The 19,051-nt window shown below is 65.3% G+C and carries 19 protein-coding genes; 12 read left to right on the top strand and 7 right to left on the bottom strand.

Annotated elements, in window-relative coordinates; translation table 11 throughout:
* The first annotated feature begins 98 nt into the window (after nucleotides 1–98).
* The 4 genes from ACX9GQ_RS21435 to ACX9GQ_RS21420 all read left to right on the top strand — a co-directional run bounded on the left by ACX9GQ_RS21435 (nucleotide 99) and on the right by ACX9GQ_RS21420 (nucleotide 4,262).
* Nucleotides 99–1,037 (top strand): ABC transporter permease, encoded by a 939-nt coding sequence (locus ACX9GQ_RS21435; RefSeq protein WP_459631637.1) that lies wholly within the window; start codon nucleotides 99–101, stop codon nucleotides 1,035–1,037.
* On the top strand, nucleotides 1,034–1,915 hold the full coding sequence (locus tag ACX9GQ_RS21430; protein ID WP_459631636.1) for an ABC transporter permease: 882 nt from the start codon (nucleotides 1,034–1,036) through the stop codon (nucleotides 1,913–1,915). Before ACX9GQ_RS21435 ends, ACX9GQ_RS21430 begins: the two co-directional genes overlap by 4 nt.
* Complete coding sequence (locus ACX9GQ_RS21425; protein ID WP_459631635.1) at nucleotides 1,912–2,631, top strand: glycerophosphodiester phosphodiesterase; 720 nt, start codon at nucleotides 1,912–1,914, stop codon at nucleotides 2,629–2,631. The genes ACX9GQ_RS21430 and ACX9GQ_RS21425 overlap by 4 nt, the downstream gene beginning before the upstream one ends.
* A 71-nt stretch (nucleotides 2,632–2,702) precedes the next feature.
* Nucleotides 2,703–4,262 carry an ABC transporter substrate-binding protein gene (locus ACX9GQ_RS21420; RefSeq protein ID WP_459631634.1) on the top strand — a complete coding sequence of 520 codons (1,560 nt, stop codon included), beginning with the start codon at nucleotides 2,703–2,705 and terminating at the stop codon, nucleotides 4,260–4,262.
* 55 nt (nucleotides 4,263–4,317) lie between these two features.
* Here the strand turns inward: ACX9GQ_RS21420 and ACX9GQ_RS21415 are convergent, their stop codons facing one another.
* The gene (locus tag ACX9GQ_RS21415) at nucleotides 4,318–5,778 is read right to left on the bottom strand and encodes an alkaline phosphatase family protein (RefSeq protein WP_459631633.1); all 1,461 of its coding nucleotides are present in this window, start codon (nucleotides 5,776–5,778) and stop codon (nucleotides 4,318–4,320) included.
* A gap of 121 nt (nucleotides 5,779–5,899) precedes the next feature.
* A complete protein-coding gene (locus ACX9GQ_RS21410) occupies nucleotides 5,900–6,760 on the bottom strand; it encodes a phosphotransferase (RefSeq protein ID WP_459631632.1) in 861 nt (286 codons plus the stop codon).
* 90 nt (nucleotides 6,761–6,850) lie between these two features.
* Between ACX9GQ_RS21410 and ACX9GQ_RS21405 the strand changes: the two genes are divergently transcribed.
* The 4 genes from ACX9GQ_RS21405 (at nucleotide 6,851) to ACX9GQ_RS21390 (ending at nucleotide 11,066) form a co-directional block, all read left to right on the top strand.
* Nucleotides 6,851–7,603, top strand: a complete 753-nt coding sequence (locus ACX9GQ_RS21405; protein WP_459631631.1) for a hypothetical protein — start codon at nucleotides 6,851–6,853, stop codon at nucleotides 7,601–7,603.
* A gap of 327 nt (nucleotides 7,604–7,930) precedes the next feature.
* Nucleotides 7,931–8,134 carry a helix-turn-helix domain-containing protein gene (locus ACX9GQ_RS21400; RefSeq protein WP_459631630.1) on the top strand — a complete coding sequence of 68 codons (204 nt, stop codon included), beginning with the start codon at nucleotides 7,931–7,933 and terminating at the stop codon, nucleotides 8,132–8,134.
* A gap of 149 nt (nucleotides 8,135–8,283) precedes the next feature.
* A complete protein-coding gene (locus ACX9GQ_RS21395) occupies nucleotides 8,284–9,948 on the top strand; it encodes a tyrosine-type recombinase/integrase (protein WP_459631629.1) in 1,665 nt (554 codons plus the stop codon).
* Nucleotides 9,945–11,066, top strand: a complete 1,122-nt coding sequence (locus tag ACX9GQ_RS21390) for a tyrosine-type recombinase/integrase (protein WP_459631628.1) — start codon at nucleotides 9,945–9,947, stop codon at nucleotides 11,064–11,066. Before ACX9GQ_RS21395 ends, ACX9GQ_RS21390 begins: the two co-directional genes overlap by 4 nt.
* Nucleotides 11,067–11,219: 153 nt before the next feature.
* Here ACX9GQ_RS21390 and ACX9GQ_RS21385 read toward each other — a convergent pair whose 3' ends face one another.
* A complete protein-coding gene (locus ACX9GQ_RS21385; protein WP_459631627.1) occupies nucleotides 11,220–12,164 on the bottom strand; it encodes a hypothetical protein in 945 nt (314 codons plus the stop codon).
* 204 nt (nucleotides 12,165–12,368) lie between these two features.
* Here ACX9GQ_RS21385 and ACX9GQ_RS21380 point away from each other — a divergent pair, with 204 nt between their 5' ends.
* Both ACX9GQ_RS21380 and ACX9GQ_RS21375 read left to right on the top strand, forming a co-directional pair.
* Nucleotides 12,369–14,021: a recombinase family protein gene (locus ACX9GQ_RS21380; protein WP_459631626.1), complete on the top strand. Its 1,653-nt coding sequence runs from the start codon at nucleotides 12,369–12,371 to the stop codon at nucleotides 14,019–14,021.
* An 806-nt stretch (nucleotides 14,022–14,827) separates the two neighbouring features.
* Nucleotides 14,828–15,697 (top strand): hypothetical protein, encoded by an 870-nt coding sequence (locus ACX9GQ_RS21375; protein ID WP_459631625.1) that lies wholly within the window; start codon nucleotides 14,828–14,830, stop codon nucleotides 15,695–15,697.
* 36 nt (nucleotides 15,698–15,733) lie between these two features.
* Here ACX9GQ_RS21375 and ACX9GQ_RS21370 read toward each other — a convergent pair whose 3' ends face one another.
* Nucleotides 15,734–16,000 carry a hypothetical protein gene (locus tag ACX9GQ_RS21370; protein WP_459631624.1) on the bottom strand — a complete coding sequence of 89 codons (267 nt, stop codon included), beginning with the start codon at nucleotides 15,998–16,000 and terminating at the stop codon, nucleotides 15,734–15,736.
* 591 nt (nucleotides 16,001–16,591) lie between these two features.
* Here ACX9GQ_RS21370 and ACX9GQ_RS21365 point away from each other — a divergent pair.
* Nucleotides 16,592–16,948 carry a hypothetical protein gene (locus tag ACX9GQ_RS21365; RefSeq protein WP_459631623.1) on the top strand — a complete coding sequence of 119 codons (357 nt, stop codon included), beginning with the start codon at nucleotides 16,592–16,594 and terminating at the stop codon, nucleotides 16,946–16,948.
* 153 nt (nucleotides 16,949–17,101) lie between these two features.
* A complete protein-coding gene (locus tag ACX9GQ_RS21360) occupies nucleotides 17,102–17,350 on the top strand; it encodes a DUF1858 domain-containing protein (protein WP_459631622.1) in 249 nt (82 codons plus the stop codon).
* Nucleotides 17,351–17,358: 8 nt separating this feature from the next.
* On the opposite strand, the gene ACX9GQ_RS21355 is transcribed toward ACX9GQ_RS21360, so the two are convergent.
* Genes ACX9GQ_RS21355 through ACX9GQ_RS21345 form a run of 3 tightly spaced genes read right to left on the bottom strand, consistent with a single transcriptional unit; the run spans nucleotide 17,359 to nucleotide 19,041 of the window.
* Nucleotides 17,359–17,898, bottom strand: a complete 540-nt coding sequence (locus ACX9GQ_RS21355; protein ID WP_459631621.1) for a DUF2478 domain-containing protein — start codon at nucleotides 17,896–17,898, stop codon at nucleotides 17,359–17,361.
* A 46-nt stretch (nucleotides 17,899–17,944) separates the two neighbouring features.
* Nucleotides 17,945–18,670 (bottom strand): carbonic anhydrase, encoded by a 726-nt coding sequence (locus tag ACX9GQ_RS21350; RefSeq protein ID WP_459631620.1) that lies wholly within the window; start codon nucleotides 18,668–18,670, stop codon nucleotides 17,945–17,947.
* The gene (locus ACX9GQ_RS21345) at nucleotides 18,670–19,041 is read right to left on the bottom strand and encodes a hypothetical protein (RefSeq protein ID WP_459631619.1); all 372 of its coding nucleotides are present in this window, start codon (nucleotides 19,039–19,041) and stop codon (nucleotides 18,670–18,672) included. Before ACX9GQ_RS21345 ends, ACX9GQ_RS21350 begins: the two co-directional genes overlap by 1 nt.
* Nucleotides 19,042–19,051 lie beyond the last annotated feature (10 nt).

The raw sequence follows: 19,051 nt of genomic DNA, 5'->3' as shown, positions 1-19,051 counted from the left end.
CAGCCAGCCGCCGGGCATCCGGTGAATCCCGCACACCGGCGTCACGCCAACGTCGCAAGAGAGGACGTAACTCACTCCGCGACGGTTGGAGCCGCGAAGTGTTGACGTTCATCGCCCGGCGAGGTCTGCGCGCCCTCCTCGCCATGCTCATCTGCCTCACGGCCGTGTTCGCGCTTCTGCGGGTCGCGGGCGACCCGGCCGAGATCCTTCTGCCGCCCGAGACTCCGCCGACCGTCCGGGCGGAATACCGGGAGATGTGGGGGCTCGACCGGCCCATGCCGGAGCAGTTCGTCGTCTACCTGTCCGCAGCCGCCCGCGGGGACCTGGGCGTTTCGCTCAGCGATCGCCAGCCCGTTCTCGGCATCCTGATGGAAGCGCTCCCCCGGACGCTGCTGCTCGGCTTATGCGCCCTCGCCATCGCCGCGCTGATCGGCTTTCCGGCGGGCGTCGTGGCGGCTCTCCGCCACGGAACTCCGGTCGACCGGGCGATCATGGGTTTGGCCGTCATGGGCTACTCCATGCCGGTCTTCTTCCTCGGAATCCTGCTCATCCTCCTCTTCGCTCTTCAACTGCGCGTCCTGCCGTCGGCCGGATCGCAGACCGCGTGGCATCTCGTCATGCCTGCATTGACGCTCGGACTGCCGCTCGCAGGGCGTCTTGCCCGGTTCGCCCGCACTTCGGCCCTGGAAGTTCTCGGCAAGCCCTTCATCCGCACCGCAAAGGCCAAGGGTCTCGGGGCCGTGGCCGTGGTCCTGCGGCACGCGATGCCCAACGCGGCCGTGCCCATCCTGATGTTCCTCGGCATCGAGGTCGGGCACATCCTCGCGGGCGCGGCGGTGACGGAGACGATCTTCGCGTGGCCGGGGCTCGGTCGCCTCCTCGTGGACTCCGTCAGCCAGCGCGACCTTCCCGTGGCTCAGGGCGTGATCCTTCTGGTGACGCTGATCATGGTGCTGTCCAACCTCGCGGTGGACCTTCTCCATGCCTTGCTCGATCCGCGTGTCGGGGTCGACGGATCGGCGAGGGCCTCCCCATGACCCTCGCTGCGGACACGCGCGAGATGGCCCGGCGACAGCGGGCGCGCTGGCCGGTGACGGTCGCTCTCGCCGCGAGCTTCCTCGCCCTGATCCTCGTCGTCGCAGCGCTCGCCGACCTGATCGCCCCCAGCCACTACACGACCCAGAATCTCTTGGCCCGCCTCCGGCCCCCCGTCTTTGCCGGCGGTTCCATGCAGTACCCGCTCGGGACCGATCACCTCGGACGGGATATCCTGAGCCGGCTCGTCTACGCGATCCGCACATCGATCGTCATCGCGATCCTCGGTACCGCCATCGGCGCGGTGCTGGGAACTCTGCTCGGTCTGGTGGCCGCACGGTCGCGGGGACTGGTCGACCAGACGATCATGATGGTCGTCGATGCGCAGGCGGCGCTGCCATCGCTGTTCCTGGCGCTGGCGCTGCTGGCGTTCTTCGGCAACAACCCGCTGTTGTTCGTCCTCGTCGTCAGCCTCGACGGCTGGGAGAAGTACACGCGTCTCGTGCGCGGTCTCGTGCTGTCGGAGCAGGCCAGCGGCTACATCCGCGCCGTCGAGGGCCTCGGCGCCGGTTCCCTGCGGATCGTGAAGTCCCACCTGTTCCCGAACATCGCCGCCTCCCTCGTCGTGCAGGCGACGATCAACTTTCCCGGCACGATCCTGCTCGAGACCTCGCTCTCGTTCCTCGGCCTCGGCGTCCAGCCGCCGGGGACGTCGCTCGGCCTGATGCTCGGGGAGGGCAGGCGCTACCTTCTCAATGCGTGGTGGATCGCCGTGCTTCCCGGGATCGTGATCTTTCTCACGACGCTGTCCATGAGCCTTTTCGGCGACTGGCTCCGTGACCGGCTCGACCCGACCCTGGACAAGCGGGGTTCCGCATGAACCGCTGGCTGCTCCCCTGGGACGACATCAAGCGCACGCTGGTCATCGCGCACCGTGGCGCATCGGCGCTCGCCCCGGAAAACAGCACCGAAAGCTTCCGTGCCGCGCTGACGGCCGGTGCGGATGCGATCGAGACGGATGTGAGGCTGACCCGGGACGGCGTCGTCGTCTGCTTCCACGATTCCACGCTGGCGCGGTTGGCGGCCGGTGACCCCCGCCGCGTGGAGGACATCGACTATCGCGAACTGAAGGCGATCCTGCCGGCCGTCGTCACGCTACGCGAAGCCGCCGTCGCAAGCCGCAACTGCGGGCTTCTGCTCGACGTGAAGCTGACACCCGATCAGCCGATCGAACCGGTCATCACGATCGTGAAGCGGGATCGTGCAAGGGACCGCTATCTCATCGGACTGAGGCATCCCGTGCACGCCGCCGCCGTGCGTCTGGCCGGCCTCCCCATCCTCGCATTCTCCTCCGCTCCCGACGACATGCGCGCCTGGTTCACGGCCGGTGCAACCTGGTTTCGGCTTTGGCAGGTCGACGTGACGCTCGCGAGAGCGACCGACCTGCGCGGATGGGGCATGCGGATGGCCGTGATGGCCGGAGATCCTTACGCCACGCCGCCGGTCGTCGGCGTCTCGGCGGCGGAGGACTGGACGGCACTCGCCGTGCATCGTCCCGATGCCGTCATCGTCGACGATCCTCGTTCCTACATCTGATCGTCATCCGGCTGTTGCGGTCCGCAGTCCCAATGGACGGGTCACCCGACACAACTGACGGAGAATGTACCATGGCGATCACCCGGCGAGGGCTCGTGGCCAGCGCGCTGGCTGCTCCACTGCTGACGTCCGTGACCCGAGCCCGCGCGCAGGCTGACGGCCGCCCCGTATTTACGGTCGCCGTTGCAGGGCTGCCGGCCACGCTCGAGCCTGCGAGAGAGCTGTCGAACGTGGGGACGCGCGTCACCTACTCAATTTTCGATACGCTGATCCGCCGTGACTTCCTGGGGAGCCCCGATGGAGGAGGCTCGCAGCTGAAGCCTCATCTGGCGCTGTCTTGGGAACGGAAGTCCCCCCAGGAACTCGTGGTGACGCTCCGCAAGGGCGTGAAGTTCCACAACGGGGACGAGATGACCGCTGAGGACGTCGCCTACACGTTCCGCGAGGGCCGGATGTACGGCGAGAAGGCCCAGATCCCGGGCGCGAGGCCCTATTTCGGGATCCTGGCGGGATGCGACGTGATCGACCCCTATACGGTCCGGTTCCGGACGCGCGTCCCCGACGTCCTGCTGGAGCAGCGGCTCGCGTCCTGGTGTGCCTGGATCGTCAACAAGCGCGCCTACGAGGAGATGGGCTTCGAAGCCTATTCGCGGAAGCCTGTCGCCACGGGTCCTTTCAAGGTCGCCAGCCACAATCCCAACGACGCAACCGTCCTGGAGTCCTTCGACGACTACTGGATGGGCCGGCCCACGGCGCGACGCGTCGTGTTCCGCAACATCCCGGAGCTGGCGGCGCGCGTCGCGGGGCTCGTCGCCGGCGACTACGACCTCATCACCAACGTTCCCCCTGACCAGATGTCCGTGGTGGGCCAGTACAAGGACATCGACGTCCGCTCCGTGGTGCTCGCCAACAGCCACGTGCTCATCTTCGACGGGCGCGACAAGGTCCTGTCGGACAAGCGGGTGCGCCAGGCCCTGTCGCTGTCGATCGACCGGCAGAAGCTCGTCGACACGCTGTGGCTCGGGAAGGCGGCGGTACCTCCGAGCCACAACTATCCCGAGTACGGCGCGATGTTCGTGGAGGGCCGGAAGCTGCCATTCGACCCGGAGCGCGCCCGGGCCCTGCTGAAGGAGGCGGGCTACAAGGGCGAACCGATCGTCTACAGGACCCAGGCCAACTACTACACCAACGCCCTCGAAGCCGCGCAGATCATGGTCGAGATGTGGAAGGCCGTGGGACTCAACACGTCCCTGCAGGTCGTCGAGAATTCGACGCAGATGCGCGGGGCCGGCTCGCAGATCTCGAACTGGTCCAACTCGACGCGGCTGCCCGATCCGCTCGGCGCGGTCTGGATCGCGTGGGGCCCCGGCGGCGAGATCCAGGGGGACAAGATGTGGCAGACGCCGGACGCCTTCAACGCGCTGGGCCGCAGCCTCGAGGCCGAGACCGACCCCGTGCGACGCAAGGCCCTCTTCGCCCAGATGCTCGACGTGTGGGAGGACGAGGTGCCCGGCACCATCCTCTACCAACCGCTCGAGGCCTACGCGATCCGAAAGTCCATCGGGTGGCGCCCCACGACGTTCTATTTCATGGACCTGCGGCCGGATAACCTGGCGTTCGGCAAGGCCTGACGGCAGAAGGGGCGGCCCGTGGGCCGCCCCTTTTCTTCGCATGCAGGAGCACGCCTCAGCCGTTGACGATGAACCGTCGGCCGTCCTGCTCCACCACGGCAACGGATTGCGTAAAGTCGCGGTGTTCCACGAAGAAGGTGCTTCTGTTGGCCTCGTCCCGAGGCGGCGTCATCAGGCTTGTTCCCCGCATGGTGGACACGGCGGGAAGGCCGAGCAGATCGAGGATCGTCGGTGCGATGTCGATGAGACCGCACGGGCGGTCCGACACGAGCCCCGCGGCCAGTTCGGGATGTGAAACGACCAGCACGGTGTTGAGCTCGTTGGCGTGAAGGCCGCCGTGCATGCCGCCGCCGACGGGAACATCTCCCGGCGTCATCGCGCCGACGCCGGGAAGCCCATGCTGGTCCGGACCATTCGTGGCGCGGAGCACGTAGCCGAGATCGGGCTGGCGTGGATGGTGGGCATCCACGACATCGAACGCGAAGGTCCCGGGAACGATCCCCTCGATCTCGTTCGCCGCCGGTGAGAAGACGTGCGAGACCTCGGGCTGTTCCATCAGCCATCGCGCCAGCTTTTCCACGGCCGCCGCGTCGCCGGCGAGGCTCCGGATCTCGCCCTGCCTGCCGCCGGTCATGACGTGCGCCATGCCGTCGAGCCTGTCCTTCTGGCCGATCCTGAAGCCCGCTGCGCCGGCACGCTCCGCCAGCGAGACCTGTGTGTCGGCCGTGATCTGGCCGTGATCTGATGCGGCGATGACGGCGATGCGGTCGGCATCGGGCTGCGCGTCGACCCAATCGAGAATCTCACCGAATGCCGCGTCGGCGGCCCTGAGAGCCGCCCGTGCATTGTCGTGGCTGATGGCGCTGTAGTGAAACGACGTATCCGGCTCGTTGAACCAGACGACCGTGACGTCCGCTGCAATGATGGGCAGGACGTGCCCGACCATCGCCTTGGCCGCGTAGGACTGGTCGGGCAGCCGTGGCAGCGCGCGTTCGGGAAGTGGGCCGAAGCGCGCCACGACCTCCTCGACGGCCTCCGGGGTCTGCGTATGGTCAACCCCGTGGACCGAGAACGTCCAATGCCCGTTCCGTCGGGCACGGGGATTGATCATGTAGGCAGAACCAGCCGATCCCGTGTGGACCACGGCGAGACGGCGGCCGCCCCGCACAAGCTGGTCGCCCAGCGTTTCAGCCGTCACGAACGAACCAGTCTCCGCGTAGTCGGCTGCCGCGATGTCGGCCGCCTTGCTCGTGTCGAGGACCCGGCTCCTAAACGCGACCGGATGGTAGAACGCATTGCCGACGATGCCGTGGACGGCCGGCGGCGCCCCTGTCGCGAATGAAGCCGTCGCGACGCGGGTCACGGACGGGTAGATGCTGCGGGCCTCGCGGAACCACGCTCCCCGGGCGGCGAGCCGCAGGATGTTCGGTGTGGTGTCCTCGCGGACGAGATCGGGCCGCAGGCCGTCGAAAACGGCGACGACGACACGGGAGGCACGTTTGGTCGGACCGGTCATGGGTCATCCTTGCGAGGTCGGGCGGGAAGATGGCGGCTCCGGTGTGGATGAGCGCGCCGGTGAAACCCGTTGCCACGACAAGGCTGGCTACGCCCGCTGTGCGACAGCGCGTTGACGGATCCTAGAGCCTCTCGATTCCCTGCTCCGCCATGCGCTCTGCCGCGCGCAGACGATCGAGGCCGCGCACGTGGTCGCGCCCGTCCGAAAGCGACCACAGGGCATCGACAACTAGGACCACGAGTGCTGCTGGCCGCAACCGCGACCGCTCGTCGTCGCTCGCACCGTATCCGGAGAGAAGGGCATCGACACCGGCGCTGCCCCAACCGACGTCGAGCCCGACCGTGGCCAGATCCCACGCTGGCTCGTGGCGCCTTGCAAACTCCCAGTCGATGAGCCGCAACCCATCTATCGTGACGATCCAGTTCCCGGCGTGGGCGTCGCCATGGGACGGGACCGGCGGACGCACCCCCTGGAGTGCCTCGCTGACCGTCGTTCGAAGTCGCTCGCTGATCTCCAAGCCAGGCAGCGCCGCGGTCGCCGCCTCTTCCAGATTGGCCATCAAGTCCTGCAGCTCGACGCCGGGCAGATCGAGATCCGACCGGTGGACGCGACGAAGCATCTGTCCCATGCGGGTGGCGAATTCCCGGTCTTGCAGATCGTCCAAAACGAGCGGTCGGCCGGCAATTGCTCGCGTAACCAGAATCGACCCACCCGCCTCGTGGTACAGGACCTCCGGGCCGATCCCCGCAGCGGCAGCCCATCCGAGGGCAGTCTTCTCGACATCGGCCCATTGCCCGTCGCGGGCAGGGGCAAGACGGACCACGAGGGCATCGCCTGCTCGCCGGCGGACCATCAGCACATGATTGGTCGCGCTCGTCAGGCGTTCGATCTTGCTGTCGGGTTCGTCCAGCCCCCATTGCAGGCGAAGGTCCAGCGGGACCAGGGAGCGAAGTAGTGCAGCGAGATCGTGCATGTCATTCATGCTGCGGTGGTCTCGACAATCTCTGTATTGAGATGGGGAACAATGTGTCCTGCAGTTGACGATCGCCGGTGCCCCCGGCACGCAGAAGCGATGGACCACATCAAGGATACGGGTCTCTGTCTTGCGGACGTCGCCAGGTTTTGGGCGCGTGAACCGACGGTCGTCTACACGGAAGACGAGATCGTCGCCATACTCGTCCAGGCGGTTTGGCGGGGCGACCTGCTCGTCGAACCGCCCGCTGGGCACGTCCCTCGCGACGGCGACTATCGCTACAGCCTCCTGAAGGCGGTGGCCGGTATCGACAGCCACCCCGGATTGCTGTTCGTCCGTCCCGGGGAGCCTGTTGCTCCCGCCGTCACGGACCTCCCGGACGGCGGTGCGCTCGTCGACCCGCGCGAGCGGATTGAATGGGTGGCCGTCGGCGCGGAGCCCGACGAGGCCACGGCTGAAGCCACCTTCTCGACGTTGGCGTCCGTGACCGTGGATGCCTACGACGCGGCGACGACGGTGCCGATCCTGCGCACGCTGACCATCGAGCGCGACGCGCTGCGGCAGTTCTGCGAGATCGCCGGATACGCCCTCCCAACCTTCTGGTTCGAGAAGGGCGCTGTGCGGACGTCAGCCGCAGCCGTGACGCGTTGCCGGACCTGGTTCAAAACGGTGGTGGACGCCGGCGATTACCCGGGCCCGAAGCCCGAGGTCCGCGCGCTTGCGATGCGGAAGTTCAAGGGCCTTTCCGCCCGTGCCTTCGACAGGGTCTGGAAGGAGATGGCGCCCAAGCGGTGGAAGCAATCGGGACGCCGAATCGGTTCTCTGCGCCGGCCCCGCTCTGCGACGCCCTGATCAATCAGTGCACCCCGCTCTGATTTCCATCGAACTTCGATAGACGGCGTAACGCCTTCAATCCAATCGGCGCGCGAGTTCGTCGCCGCGTTGTTCTGAGTGGTCCTGTTCACCCGTATCTCGGGGCCGTGTCGCGCCGCTCCGTATCCCAGTCTCCCCGCCCCTCCCGGCCTACCCGGACGCCGGAGCGTGACGCTGCGAAGGCGCCTCATCCGGGCCTCATCGCGCTGGCGCGACTGCTCGCCCGGGCCGCCGCTCAGGACGCCCACGCCAACGCGGGCCCGTCCGCCGAGGCCGTCACGGCGCCGGCCCCGCAGGAGACCTCTCATGACCAGGACTGACCACGGGGGCAGCACGGCTCCCGATACTCCCGCACGGGCTCTCACGGCCGCCGATCTCGCCGCCGTCCTGCAGGTCAGCGTGCGCACCGTCCGGCGGATGATCGCGGCCGGCGAGGTCCGCGTGATCCGCTTCGGCCGCTCGGTTCGCGTGCCCGCCGATGAGGTGGCGCGGCTTCTTGGCGGCAAGTGACGATGATGGTCATGAGCGGTCACGACATGACGTTCTACGTGCCGTCGAACGTCTTCGTGACGATGTATCGAGCGTAAACGCGATCTTTACATCGCATACACTCTCACGAAACGGACCTCCCGTCCGCTCTTGTCATCACGAGGACCCCGATGTCACTCACGAACGCTTCACGAAGCTACACACTCTCCGACGTGGCCGTCCATATCGGCTCCGTCGACATGCCTCCGCGCCGGCGCGGCGAGATGCTCTCGGCCCTGCGCACGGTCGCCCGGGTGCTGGGGCGCCCGCTCGATGCCATTCCGGCGGAGCCCCGCGCGCTGGCGCAGCTCACATCCGGCGTGTCGCCCCTGGCCCATGGGATCTCCGCCGGCCGCTGGGCCAACACGCGGTCGCTGACCGGCAAGGCCTTGGAGCTGGTGCAGCCCGTCATGCCGTCGCGCCAGAGGACCGTGCTCACGCCGGAGTGGGGTTCGCTGCTCGACGCGGTGCAGCCTGTTCAGCGTCGCTACGCGCTCTCGGCGGGACTGCGCTGGCTGTCGGCGCTGGGGATCGCCCCCGCGGCGGTGACGGGCGATGATCTGGGGAGGTGGCGGACGGCGCTGCTGGAGACGAGCCTGCGGTCCCGTCCCCACGAGGTCTGGAGCCGGTTCGCGCACGCCTGGAATGCGGCCCGCACTTCGATCGAGGGATGGCCCGAGGTCGCTGCGGTCGTGGTGGATCGCCGCAAGACCGTGACCCTTCCGTGGACGGCGTTCCCCGCCAGCCTGCAGCGGGATGCGGAGGCGTGGCTCTCCCGGCAGGCCGGTCATGACATCATGGACGAGGACGGCCCACCCAAGCCCCTGCGCCCCGCGACCATCGAGAGCTACCGCTACCTGTTGCGCTCGGTCGCCTCGTCCGCCGTGGCGGAGGGGGTCGAAGCGGCGTCCCTGACCGGCCTTGCGGATCTGGTGAAGCTGCCCGTCTACAAGGCGGCGCTGCAGGGCCAGTGGAAGCGGAACGGCCGCAAGGCCTCGACCGCCCTCTCGAAGGTGGCCGCGGTGCTGATCTCGATCGGACGGTACTGGGTGAAGCTGCCGGAGGCCGAGCTGAAGGCCCTGCGCGACGCCGCCCGCCGGGTCGAGCCGCCGAAGCGGCGCGGCCTGACCCAGAAGAACCTCGACCGCCTGCGCCCCTTCGACAATCCGAGGACGACGCTCGCACTCCTCACCCTGCCCTTCGCCATCCGCAAGGAGGTCGAGAGGGGTAAGCTCACGCCGCGCAAGGCGGCGCAGAAGGCGCAGGCGGCGATCGCGATCGCGCTGCTGCTCATCGCGCCGATGCGGTTGAAGAACCTTCGGCTCCTCAGCCTTGACCGCCACCTCGTGCGCCACGGCAAGTCCCTTCACCTCGTCATCCCGGGCGACGAGGTGAAGAACGAGGTCGACCTGGAGTTCGAGGTCGAGCGCCAGACCCGTGACCTGCTGCAGTGGTACATCGACGAGCATCGTCCGCTGCTGGGTCCGGCCGGTTCGTCGATGCTCTTTCCCGGCGGGGTCGACGGCGCCAAGGACGGGCAGACGATGCGCGGCATCATCAAGAGGGCGATCCGCAGGCACACGGGTCTGGAGATGAACCCGCACCTCTTCCGCCACTTCGCGGCCAAGCTCTATCTCGACCGCAACCCCGGCGACTACGAGACCGTCCGACGCCTGCTCGGCCACAAGTCGATCGAGACGACGATCCGCTTCTACGCCGGCTTCGAGACCAAAGCGGCGACGAAGCACTATCAGGGCGTGGTGATCGGCCTGCGTGGGGCAGGAGAGCGGGCATGAGCGGGGGCAAGTACGGACGCGGCAAGGCGCCCGAGCGCGCCTGCATGAAGGTCGTGGCGTGGCCCGCCGAGGATCGCCGGCTGTGGGAGCAGGCGCTCCACGGTGATGACCTCTTCGGCGACGGCGGCGCACGGGCCGGGCGCAGGTCCCTGAGCAACGTCACGGTCGCGAAGGGCTATGGCCGCTGGCTGACCTTCCTCGCGGAGCAGGGCTGGCTGGACGCCTCCTGCCCGCCGGCCGACCGGATCACGCCGGAGCGGGTCAAGACCTACATCGACCGCCTCGTCGGCCTCGGCAACGCGTCGCTGACCGTGCTGAACCGGATCCACGAGCTGCACTCGGCGGCGACGGTGATGGGTCCGCGCCACGACTGGTCGTTCCTGAAGCGTCTGCTGCGGCGCCTTCGCGCCCGCGGCCGCCCCGTGAAGTCCAAGCGCGACCGCATGGTCAGCGCCGACGAGCTGCTCGGGCTGGGCCTCCAGTTGATGGAGACCGCCCAGGATCGCCGGACGCGCCGCCAGCAGGCCCTCGCCTACCGCGACGGCCTCATCATCGCCCTCCTCGCCCTGCAGCCCTTCCGGCGCGGAAATCTCGCCGACCTGACGCTGGGGACGTCGCTGGTCGAGGCCGACGGCGTCTGGCTGCTCGCGCTCACCGACGCGCAGGTGAAGAACGCCACCCCGATCGAGGTCCCGTGGCCGGATCTGCTCGTCGAGCACCTGCGCGTCTACCTCGACCGGCACCGTCCCGTGCTCATGGCGCTCACGGGCCGCTGCACGGCGCCCATCGGCGACGCCCTTTGGGTCTCCGCCCACGGCTCGCCCCTGAGCGAGGAAGAGATCTACACCCGCCTGACCCGGATCACGCGCGAGCATCTCGGCAAGGTCATCAACCCGCATCTCGCCCGCGACATCGCCTCGACCACCCTCGCCGTCGCCGATCCCCGCCACGTCCGCGCCGCAAGCCCCCTGCTCGGCCATACCTCCCTCGTCACCACCGAGCGCCACTACCAGCAGGCGCAAGGCCTCGACGCCCAGCGGCGCTACTACGAGGAACTGACGCGGGTCCGCGAGGGCGAGGACGTCAGAGAGACAGGAACCGAAGACGACGACGCCTAGGCGTCGGAACGTGGACCCCGAGCCACCGCAGCCCTACCGGCGGGCAATCCGCGACCAGTGCCGAGAGCCTAGGTCGCAAGATGCGCAACTTCGATTCCGAGCCAAGGCTTGAGATCTACCGTGCGCAGCCGTGGCCGATGTATTTAGCAGTACCTATGCGATCCCATTCGTCGCTACGATGTATTGACCCACTGCTCCAACCTCAGTATCCAAATCCAATCCGTTGAAAAGCCGACGCGCCGCAGCGTGATTATTTAGAATCGGTTGAGCTGTGTAGAATAGCTCAAAACCGCGCTCATGCGCTGCGCCAATTGATATTGCTCCCCCAACTGTAGGATCATGGTCCTCGGCAACCATTAGATCGATCACACGATGCGGTATCCGCTTGGCTATGTCCTTCTCGCTGCGGCGATACTCCGCAAGCAACGAATTGAACGCCTTCCGACCGCTACCCAATACCAGCCACGGCTCACCATCTGTTTGCGGTCGCGGGGGATAGCTTAGTTCCACCCTGAAGCCTCCCGCGTCGCTGCGGCCCTCGATGTGTCCGATTTTGTATTGGGATTCATATGGACACCATCCGAAGAATGCGGCTGAGAATAACCCTTCATCACTGGACTGGCACTCGCCGGCGAAACTTCGTCTCTCTGCCATGAACCGGGAGGCGAGGCGGCGCAAAAACTCGGAAATCTCCTCGAATGTTGGAGGATTCCCGCGGTCTCCTGGTCGTGCCAGATTCTGCAAAAGAGTTGACGCGGTAACAGCGGTTTGGGATGCAGGCAGCACTGCTCCCGCATAAACGAATCCGTACTGGGTCCAGTAATGCGGTTGACGCCGTTCGAGTCCGGCGAGGCCTGGATGAAGCGCACTGATGGACACAGCGATTGAATAAATCTTCGCCGTAATCTCAGATGTGGTTCTATCGCTACCCCCCACGACAAGGCGCGTATCTGCGGCACTCCATAGCAGATCATCTTCTTGCCAAATAACCGCTATTGTCATTATCTCAATATTCCCCCAACCTAGCAGCATCAGTTGATTAATTTTATATTTTCTACAGGCCAATACAAGCAGAATCAGGGCGCTTGGCTGGCGCACCCGACATCTCCCGAGGATGTAATCTTTGGCTTCAGGAGGCAGGCTCGATGAGCACGATCGGCACGAAGATTGAGAGGCTCCGTTTGGATCATGGAGCCGAGGTTGTGATGGCCAGCCTCGCTGCTCGATCCACATCAGCGGGGGTGCAGCGCCCTTTCGCTCGGCCCCGCCCCTCCGATATTCTTCGCTTCAGGAGGTGCCACCATGCGCGCCGTGATCTACGCGAGGTACAGCAGCGACCGCCAGCGTGAGGCGTCGATCGAGGACCAGATGCGCACGTGCCGGGCGTGGATCGAGCGCGAGGGCGCCGACCTCGTGGCGACCTATACGGATCACGCGGTAAGCGGACAGATCCGCATGCGCCCCGGGTACCAGAAGCTGCTGGAGGACGCCCGGGCTGGGCGCTTCGACATCGTAGTCGCGGAGGCGCTCGATCGCCTGTCGCGCGACCAGGAGGATGTGGCGGCGCTCTACAAACATCTGCGCTTCGCGGGCGTGCGGCTGGTCACGCTGGCCGAAGGCGAGATCAGCGAACTGCATGTCGGCCTGAAGGGCACGATGAACGCGCTGTTCCTGAAGGACCTCGCGGCGAAGACGCATCGCGGGCTGCACGGGCGAGTCGAGGAAGGACGCGCGGCGGGCGGGATCAGCTACGGCTACCGGGTGCGCAAGGAGCACGATGCCCGTGGCGAGGTGATCCGCGGCGGCCGGGAGATCGACGAGGAGCAGGCGGCCATCGTCCGCCGGATCTTCGACGAGTTCGCGCTGGGCAAGTCGCCCCGCGACATCGCCGTCGGCCTGAACCGAGAGGGCATCCCGGGCCCCGACGGCCGGACGTGGGGCCCCTCCACAATCTACGGCAACTGGCGGCGCGGGACCGGCATCCTCAACAACGACCTCTACGCCGGCGTGATGGTGTGGAACCGCCAGCACTTCATCAAGGACCCCACGACGGGCAAGCGGCAGGCGCGCCTGAACCCGCCGGAGGAGTGGGTGCGCCGTGAGGTACCGGAGTTGCGCATCGTCGACGAGGAGCTGTGGCAGCGCGTGAAGGCGCGGCAGGGGCACATCCGTGAGGCCGTGACCGATAAGGCCCAGGGCGGCATCCGCAGCGAGCGCGCTCGGCGCCCGACCTACCTGCTCTCCCACCTCGTCCGGTGCGGGTGCTGCGGGGGCGGCTTTTCGAAGATCAGCCGCGATCACTACGGGTGCTCGAACGCGCGCAACCGCGGCACCTGCGAGAACATGCTGACGATCCGGCGCGACGTGCTGGAGGAGAGCGTGCTCTCGGGCCTGCGCAGCCACCTCCTGGCGCCGGAACTGCTGGGGGAGTTCACGCGGGAGTACGTGGCGGAGCTGAACCGGCTCAGCCGGGACCGGGATGCGGGCCGGGCTAAGGCGGAGGCGGACCTCGCCAAGGTGACGCGGCAGGTCCGCGCCATCATCGACGCGATCAAGGAGGGCATTCGGACGCCAGGCATGAAGGAGGAGTTGCTGGAACTGGAGGGCCGCAAGGCCGCGCTGGAGAAGACCCTGTTGGAGGCGCCGGCGACCGCCCCAGCGCTCCACCCGACGATGGCCGAGGTCTACCGGGGTCGGGTCGAGCGGTTGCACGCCGAACTGAACCGCCCGGAGGTTCGCGCGCAGGCGACGGAGATACTCCGCTCGCTGATCGAGGAGATCCGGCTAGTTCCAGAGAACGGGCGGCTGGAGATCGAGGTGGTCGGGGATCTGGCCGGGATTCTGGCGCTGGGCGCCGAACGCAAACAGCCCGCCGTGGGTGACGGCGGGCTGCAAGTAACGCTGGTTGCGGGGACGCGAAACCACCGAGAGTTGACTCTGCGGTGCAGCATCTGAATTCGGCAGAGGTGGTAGCCCGGACCCGAGACCACCTTTACGAACCATCACCCTGGGCGAACATCCTCCGGCGCCGTTGGCGGAGGTGTTCGTTCTTGATGGCCCAATGGTCGCCGATGATCGGGCGCGCCGTCTGCGTTGGGTGGGGGTGGGCGACAATGACTCGCAGCGCGACGTCGCCACTCTAATCACATTCGGTGAATGGAGTATGGAAGCAAACCGCCGCGCTTACGATCGAGAGCCCAGACTTTCGTCGACAGGCGCCCGACCGCGGTTGAGGACGATCGGGCGCCGTCACCTTCGGAAATGGTGCGTCCAAACCCGGAGGGTGAGAAAAAACGGTAACGCTTTCGAGCGGAGGCGTCGCCTTGGGAGCAACACCGATGCAGATGACCGTCGACGAGGCGAATGGCCGAGGCTAAGCTTTGACCACTTCCAGGACGACCCCAACCGACCCTGACGCCCGCGGCATGCCCCGGGCTTGTTTCTTTTGCCAGATCCACAGGCATGGGACGGTTGCTGGTCTTCGGCGAGCACGGGGAGCCACCGCTTCACGTCCAGGCGTGGAGTACAGCCGGGTGCATCTGCTGATGATGCCGCTGGGTGATGCTGGTGTACCAATGTCCAGGAAGACGTTCGGCCAGTTGGCCCTCGGCGACGGCGATCATTCTCTTTCTGCATGTCGATTTCCGTAACAGCTTCCGCAGATACTGCTGGGAGCCCCGGCGTTTAGCCGGGGATTCAGCGAGGGCGATATGGAGTGGATCAGAGCTCTCCCCGGCGTCGTCTTCTGGTGGGGATGGGGCATGGTCGCCATGCTCGCTGGAGGATCCCTCTACGCCACGTGGTGGGCGCGTCGGAACGTCCGTGCCATCGAGACGCAGGCCCCGGTCGATGTGTCCGATCTCGCGGAAGGCTATCGCCTCGCCTGGGGCCTCACCGTGGGGCCCTTGCTGAAGGCCCCGCTGACGGGGCGTGAATGCGTGTGGTGGAAGGCCACGATCTGGGAATCGGTTCGGGAACCGGAGTCCTCTGGCGGTCACCGCTATGTGTGGCGCGAGGCGACCGACGAGCAGTCGGACCGGCCCATTCTGTTTGGCGATGGCAAGACGGTTGCAGCTGTCTGGCCCGGCGAGGCCACGATGGTATCGTCGGCCTGGTCCGACTGGCGGGGGCAGGACCTGCCGCCGGAAGATCGTTCACCGAAGCTGCATGTCGGCGGGGTGCCGGGCCAGGGTTTTCTCCACGATGTGCAGGGGACCCTTGGCCCGCGGTTCCGCTATGTCGAGCAGATCATCCCGGTTGATGCGCCCTTCTTCGTCCTGGGAGACGTCTCCCAAACGGATTTGGATCTGTATGCGCCAGACGACATCGAAGAGCATGGCCCAACAGACGCCGACGATGAGGATCGGGACCGTGCCCAAGGAGAGGGCTGGCGGCCTCAGCCCTCGACCCTGGGCGTCTTGCCAACCCCAGACAGCGTTGTCGCTGAGGACATGTCGCGCACGACATGGTCGATCGCCGCGGCAAGGAAGAAGCCCTTCCTCTTGTCGATCGACCATCCAAAGGCCGTTAGTGCCGAGCAGGAACTGGGTGCCAAGGGGGGTCTCATCATGGGGGCGCTCTCTGCGGCGCTTGCGGCGGTGTTGCTCTGGCTGCGGTTTGGCAGCCAATGAGGTGCAGGAGCGCGGTCGGGAGTCGCCTCCAGCTTCCTACGCGTCGCCGTCTTCGGTTCCCGTTTCTGTGACGTCCTCGCCCTCGCGCAACCGCGTGAGTTCCTCATAGTAGCGCCGCTGGGCGTAGAGGCCCCGTGCCTGCTGGTAGTGGCGCTCGGTGGTGACGAGGGAGGTGTGGCCGAGCAGGGCGCCTGCGGCGTGGGCGTGGCGCGGATCGGCGACGGCTAGCGTGGTGGCGGCGAAGTCGCGGGCGAGATGCGGGTTGATCGACTTCCCGACGGTCTTGCGGGTGATCTTGCTCAAGCTGTTGTAGATCTGTGCTTCACTAAGGGGCCAGCCAAGGGCGTACAGCCACAGGGCGTTACGAGATTGTAGCCGACCTCGGAAAGAACTGGTCAGTGCATGCCCTCCGGCCCCTTTGTGACCGTCTAGGGCGCGGTTAGCCGTCTCGAGATAGTGAGGCAGGAGGCGCTGGGTTAGCGAGGCAGTCCCGACTGGCTTAGTGAAGTGTGTGATACCCGACGGGTCCGATAGCCAAACCATGAATTCATCCGGAGCGACGAGTGCCCTCGTCGGCGGTGATCGCGTGGCAAGCGCAGACAAAAGCCCACCCAGTTCTTAGAGACGACATCGCGAGAAGAACCTGAGGTCCTCGCCGGCGGGCCGCGGCGCCTCTTTGCGCGCCAGCACGAGCACTTGGACCGACCGCGGCAGGGCCTCGATCCACGGCAGCATGGCGTGCACGAGGCGATCGGCGTTCGATACAGATCAAAGCGGTTGTGTATGTCCAGCGATATGAGTTCACCTCGACACTACATCACAATCGAAGATAGCCCCGATGCGCCATCATCAGTCGCGGAAGGCAGTCCACTATATTTAATCAGGAAGATGAAAATGAACAATAATGTCCTTACGCTGTTCGACTGTTGGTGCTATGCGCGTGACAACTTTCAAAGAATTAAACCCTCGTCCGCTGGGGCGAGTTCTGTGAATCGTATTTCTGACCGTACGAGTGAGGTTCTAGAAGCGATGTTTAGATCGGGAGCTGTTGCCGTATTTGGGCATCGGCCCAACCAGCCGCATGTCGGCGCAATCAGAATTCGCAAAAACCTTCTGGCGACGGCATCTTTCCAATATGCGGAAGGAAAAGTCTGCATATCGGGAGATGGAAATGAAGTAAAGGATGATATTTTTGTCAACGTATTTGTAGACAGGCAAACTTTTTTCGATCGTTTTCAATTCGATTCGTAATTTTAGGTTAATTTTGTCACTTATATAATATATAGTACTATGTATTTCGCAACACTTTGCTTTCCTGAATGACTGAAAGGTAGGCCTTCTGACGGCGCCAAGAACACCCCAAGTTTGCCATACGACAAAGACCCAAGTCGCGATACGTAAAAAATGATACCAGAATGGAGATCGATCATGATCACAATCACGTCTGATCTTCTGGTCAACGATTTAATGACACGTTGGCCTGCGACCATCCGTGTGTTCCTTGATTATAAGTTCTTATGTATTGGATGCCCATTCGGGGACTATCATTCAATTGAATACGCTTGCGAAGAGCATAATGTAAGTACGGAGTTGTTCGTGACAGATTTATTGAAACTATTGAACGGTGCTATAGATTCAAATAACATAAAATAATAACCACGTCAAACAATCATCTTTGACTCGCATATATGTCCGATTAGGCCCTCTGTATCGGCAGTTGAGATGTCAATTTCCCGACAGTAAGGGCCGCAGAACTGCCTCCACCCGTCTAAGTTGCGCCGCGGTACTCCAATAAGTATAGAGATTTCACGCTGAAGTGCTTCGGCAATGAGCGGCCGAACCCCGCCGCCGTCGTTTTCCTCCTTGCCGAACTTATTGATCACAAGAAGATCGGGCCTCGCGTTCAGCCCTTCCATCGCACTGTTCATGGCGCGCAGCAGTTCACCGACGTTCAGACGGCAACCCCGGGCTGCTTCGCCGCGATCCTCGGAGATTTGGATGCTCTCTCCAGAGAACAGGTCAGCGAGAATCATGTCGCATCGGCTGCGCCCAGCGCGAACGGCCTCTCTCTCCACAAAGCCGGCAACCGACTTGCCCAAACTTTTCAGACGGGTCGCCACGCTCGCCAGCAGCGGGCCTGGAGACTGACCCTCACCGTAGACGATCGCCGTGATGGGTACTCTTTGGGACGTGTTGGACATTCGGTGAACCCCAGGGCAACGTGAAGCGAGATGTTCGCTCATAGGCCTATGCGCAGCATCCGTTATGCTCATCGCTGGCGGAGAAGGCAGCGAACGCCTGTCGCCTCATCGCGCTGACCGGTTCGACAGGATCGTGGACGCGGACATCGATGGACGGGAGCTCGTCGCGCTCGGCGACCGAGCTCAGATGCGGGCCAAGGTCACGCAGCAGGCCGTCGTGGATGGCGTAAATCCAACCGTGCAGTTCGAGCTTTTCGCCGCGGGCCCAGGCGTTCTCCACGATCGGCGTCGCGGCAAGTCGACGGACCTGCATCTCGACGTTGATCTCGCAAACGCGATCGACCCTCGTCTGATCGTCGAGTTTCTCGAAGACTGCGCGGTGCTTGTGCACGAGCATCGAGATCGGCTGCAGCCAGTGATCGAGGATCGCGCCGCGCACGGCGGCGAGCGCACGGCGAATACCCCCACACCCGTAATGGCCGCAGACGATGATGTGCTCGACGCGCAGGTGCTCCACTGCGAACTCCAGCACCGAGAGCACGTTCATATCACTCGTGTGCACGACGTTCGCGATGTTGCGGTGAACGAACACCTCGCCGGGGTCGAGGCCAAGCACGTCGTTGGCGGTGATGCGGCTGTCGGAACAGCCGATCCACAGGTAGCGAGGCGCCTGCTGCTCGGCCAACCGGCGGAAGAAGTGCGGATCGTCTCGGGTCTTGCGATTGGCCCACGATACGTTTTGATCGAACAGATGATCCAGGGACTGGCCCATCAAGGATTCCCGCACCCGCGGCGTCCACTGCCGCAGCCCTGGGCCGCGTCTCCGTTTGCGGGCGCCGGGGCGTCGCCGGCGACGCGGTCGGCCGCATCCGCCGCAAGCGCCCATCTCACCATGTGCGTGAGCGCGATGCGGGCGGGTTCGTCATGACGCTCCATGGCGTTCATGAGCGCGAGCCAGTCGTCGTCCCGCGCGAGCGTGGCGAACCGGCGCGATGCGTTGGCGACGTACTCGCCCGGCGTCTCGTCGTAGTGCTCGCGCATCGTCTGGACTTCCGCGAGCAACACGACGTCTCCCAAGGCCGCGAGCGCCGCCGCGGCGAAGCCCTCGTCGTCCAGGGCCTTCAGGATCTGACCGAGATGCACGACGCTCTCC

The sequence above is a fragment of the Alsobacter sp. R-9 genome (assembly GCF_054612375.1).
This window is presented reverse-complemented; position numbering and strand designations above follow the sequence as displayed.

What these genes read in the sequence shown, in the direction of transcription:
- ACX9GQ_RS21360 (WP_459631622.1), top strand. Translation starts at nt 17,102, where the DNA reads ATGATACCAGAATGGAGATCGATCATGATCACAATCACGTCTGATCTT.
- ACX9GQ_RS21390 (WP_459631628.1), top strand. Translation starts at nt 9,945, where the DNA reads ATGAGCGGGGGCAAGTACGGACGCGGCAAGGCGCCCGAGCGCGCCTGC.
- ACX9GQ_RS21425 (WP_459631635.1), top strand. Translation starts at nt 1,912, where the DNA reads ATGAACCGCTGGCTGCTCCCCTGGGACGACATCAAGCGCACGCTGGTC.
- ACX9GQ_RS21355 (WP_459631621.1), bottom strand. Translation starts at nt 17,898, where the DNA reads ATGTCCAACACGTCCCAAAGAGTACCCATCACGGCGATCGTCTACGGT.
- ACX9GQ_RS21410 (WP_459631632.1), bottom strand. Translation starts at nt 6,760, where the DNA reads ATGAATGACATGCACGATCTCGCTGCACTACTTCGCTCCCTGGTCCCG.
- ACX9GQ_RS21420 (WP_459631634.1), top strand. Translation starts at nt 2,703, where the DNA reads ATGGCGATCACCCGGCGAGGGCTCGTGGCCAGCGCGCTGGCTGCTCCA.
- ACX9GQ_RS21380 (WP_459631626.1), top strand. Translation starts at nt 12,369, where the DNA reads ATGCGCGCCGTGATCTACGCGAGGTACAGCAGCGACCGCCAGCGTGAG.
- ACX9GQ_RS21405 (WP_459631631.1), top strand. Translation starts at nt 6,851, where the DNA reads ATGGACCACATCAAGGATACGGGTCTCTGTCTTGCGGACGTCGCCAGG.
- ACX9GQ_RS21395 (WP_459631629.1), top strand. Translation starts at nt 8,284, where the DNA reads ATGTCACTCACGAACGCTTCACGAAGCTACACACTCTCCGACGTGGCC.
- ACX9GQ_RS21365 (WP_459631623.1), top strand. Translation starts at nt 16,592, where the DNA reads ATGAACAATAATGTCCTTACGCTGTTCGACTGTTGGTGCTATGCGCGT.
- ACX9GQ_RS21375 (WP_459631625.1), top strand. Translation starts at nt 14,828, where the DNA reads ATGGTCGCCATGCTCGCTGGAGGATCCCTCTACGCCACGTGGTGGGCG.
- ACX9GQ_RS21430 (WP_459631636.1), top strand. Translation starts at nt 1,034, where the DNA reads ATGACCCTCGCTGCGGACACGCGCGAGATGGCCCGGCGACAGCGGGCG.
- ACX9GQ_RS21350 (WP_459631620.1), bottom strand. Translation starts at nt 18,670, where the DNA reads ATGGGCCAGTCCCTGGATCATCTGTTCGATCAAAACGTATCGTGGGCC.
- ACX9GQ_RS21415 (WP_459631633.1), bottom strand. Translation starts at nt 5,778, where the DNA reads ATGACCGGTCCGACCAAACGTGCCTCCCGTGTCGTCGTCGCCGTTTTC.
- ACX9GQ_RS21400 (WP_459631630.1), top strand. Translation starts at nt 7,931, where the DNA reads ATGACCAGGACTGACCACGGGGGCAGCACGGCTCCCGATACTCCCGCA.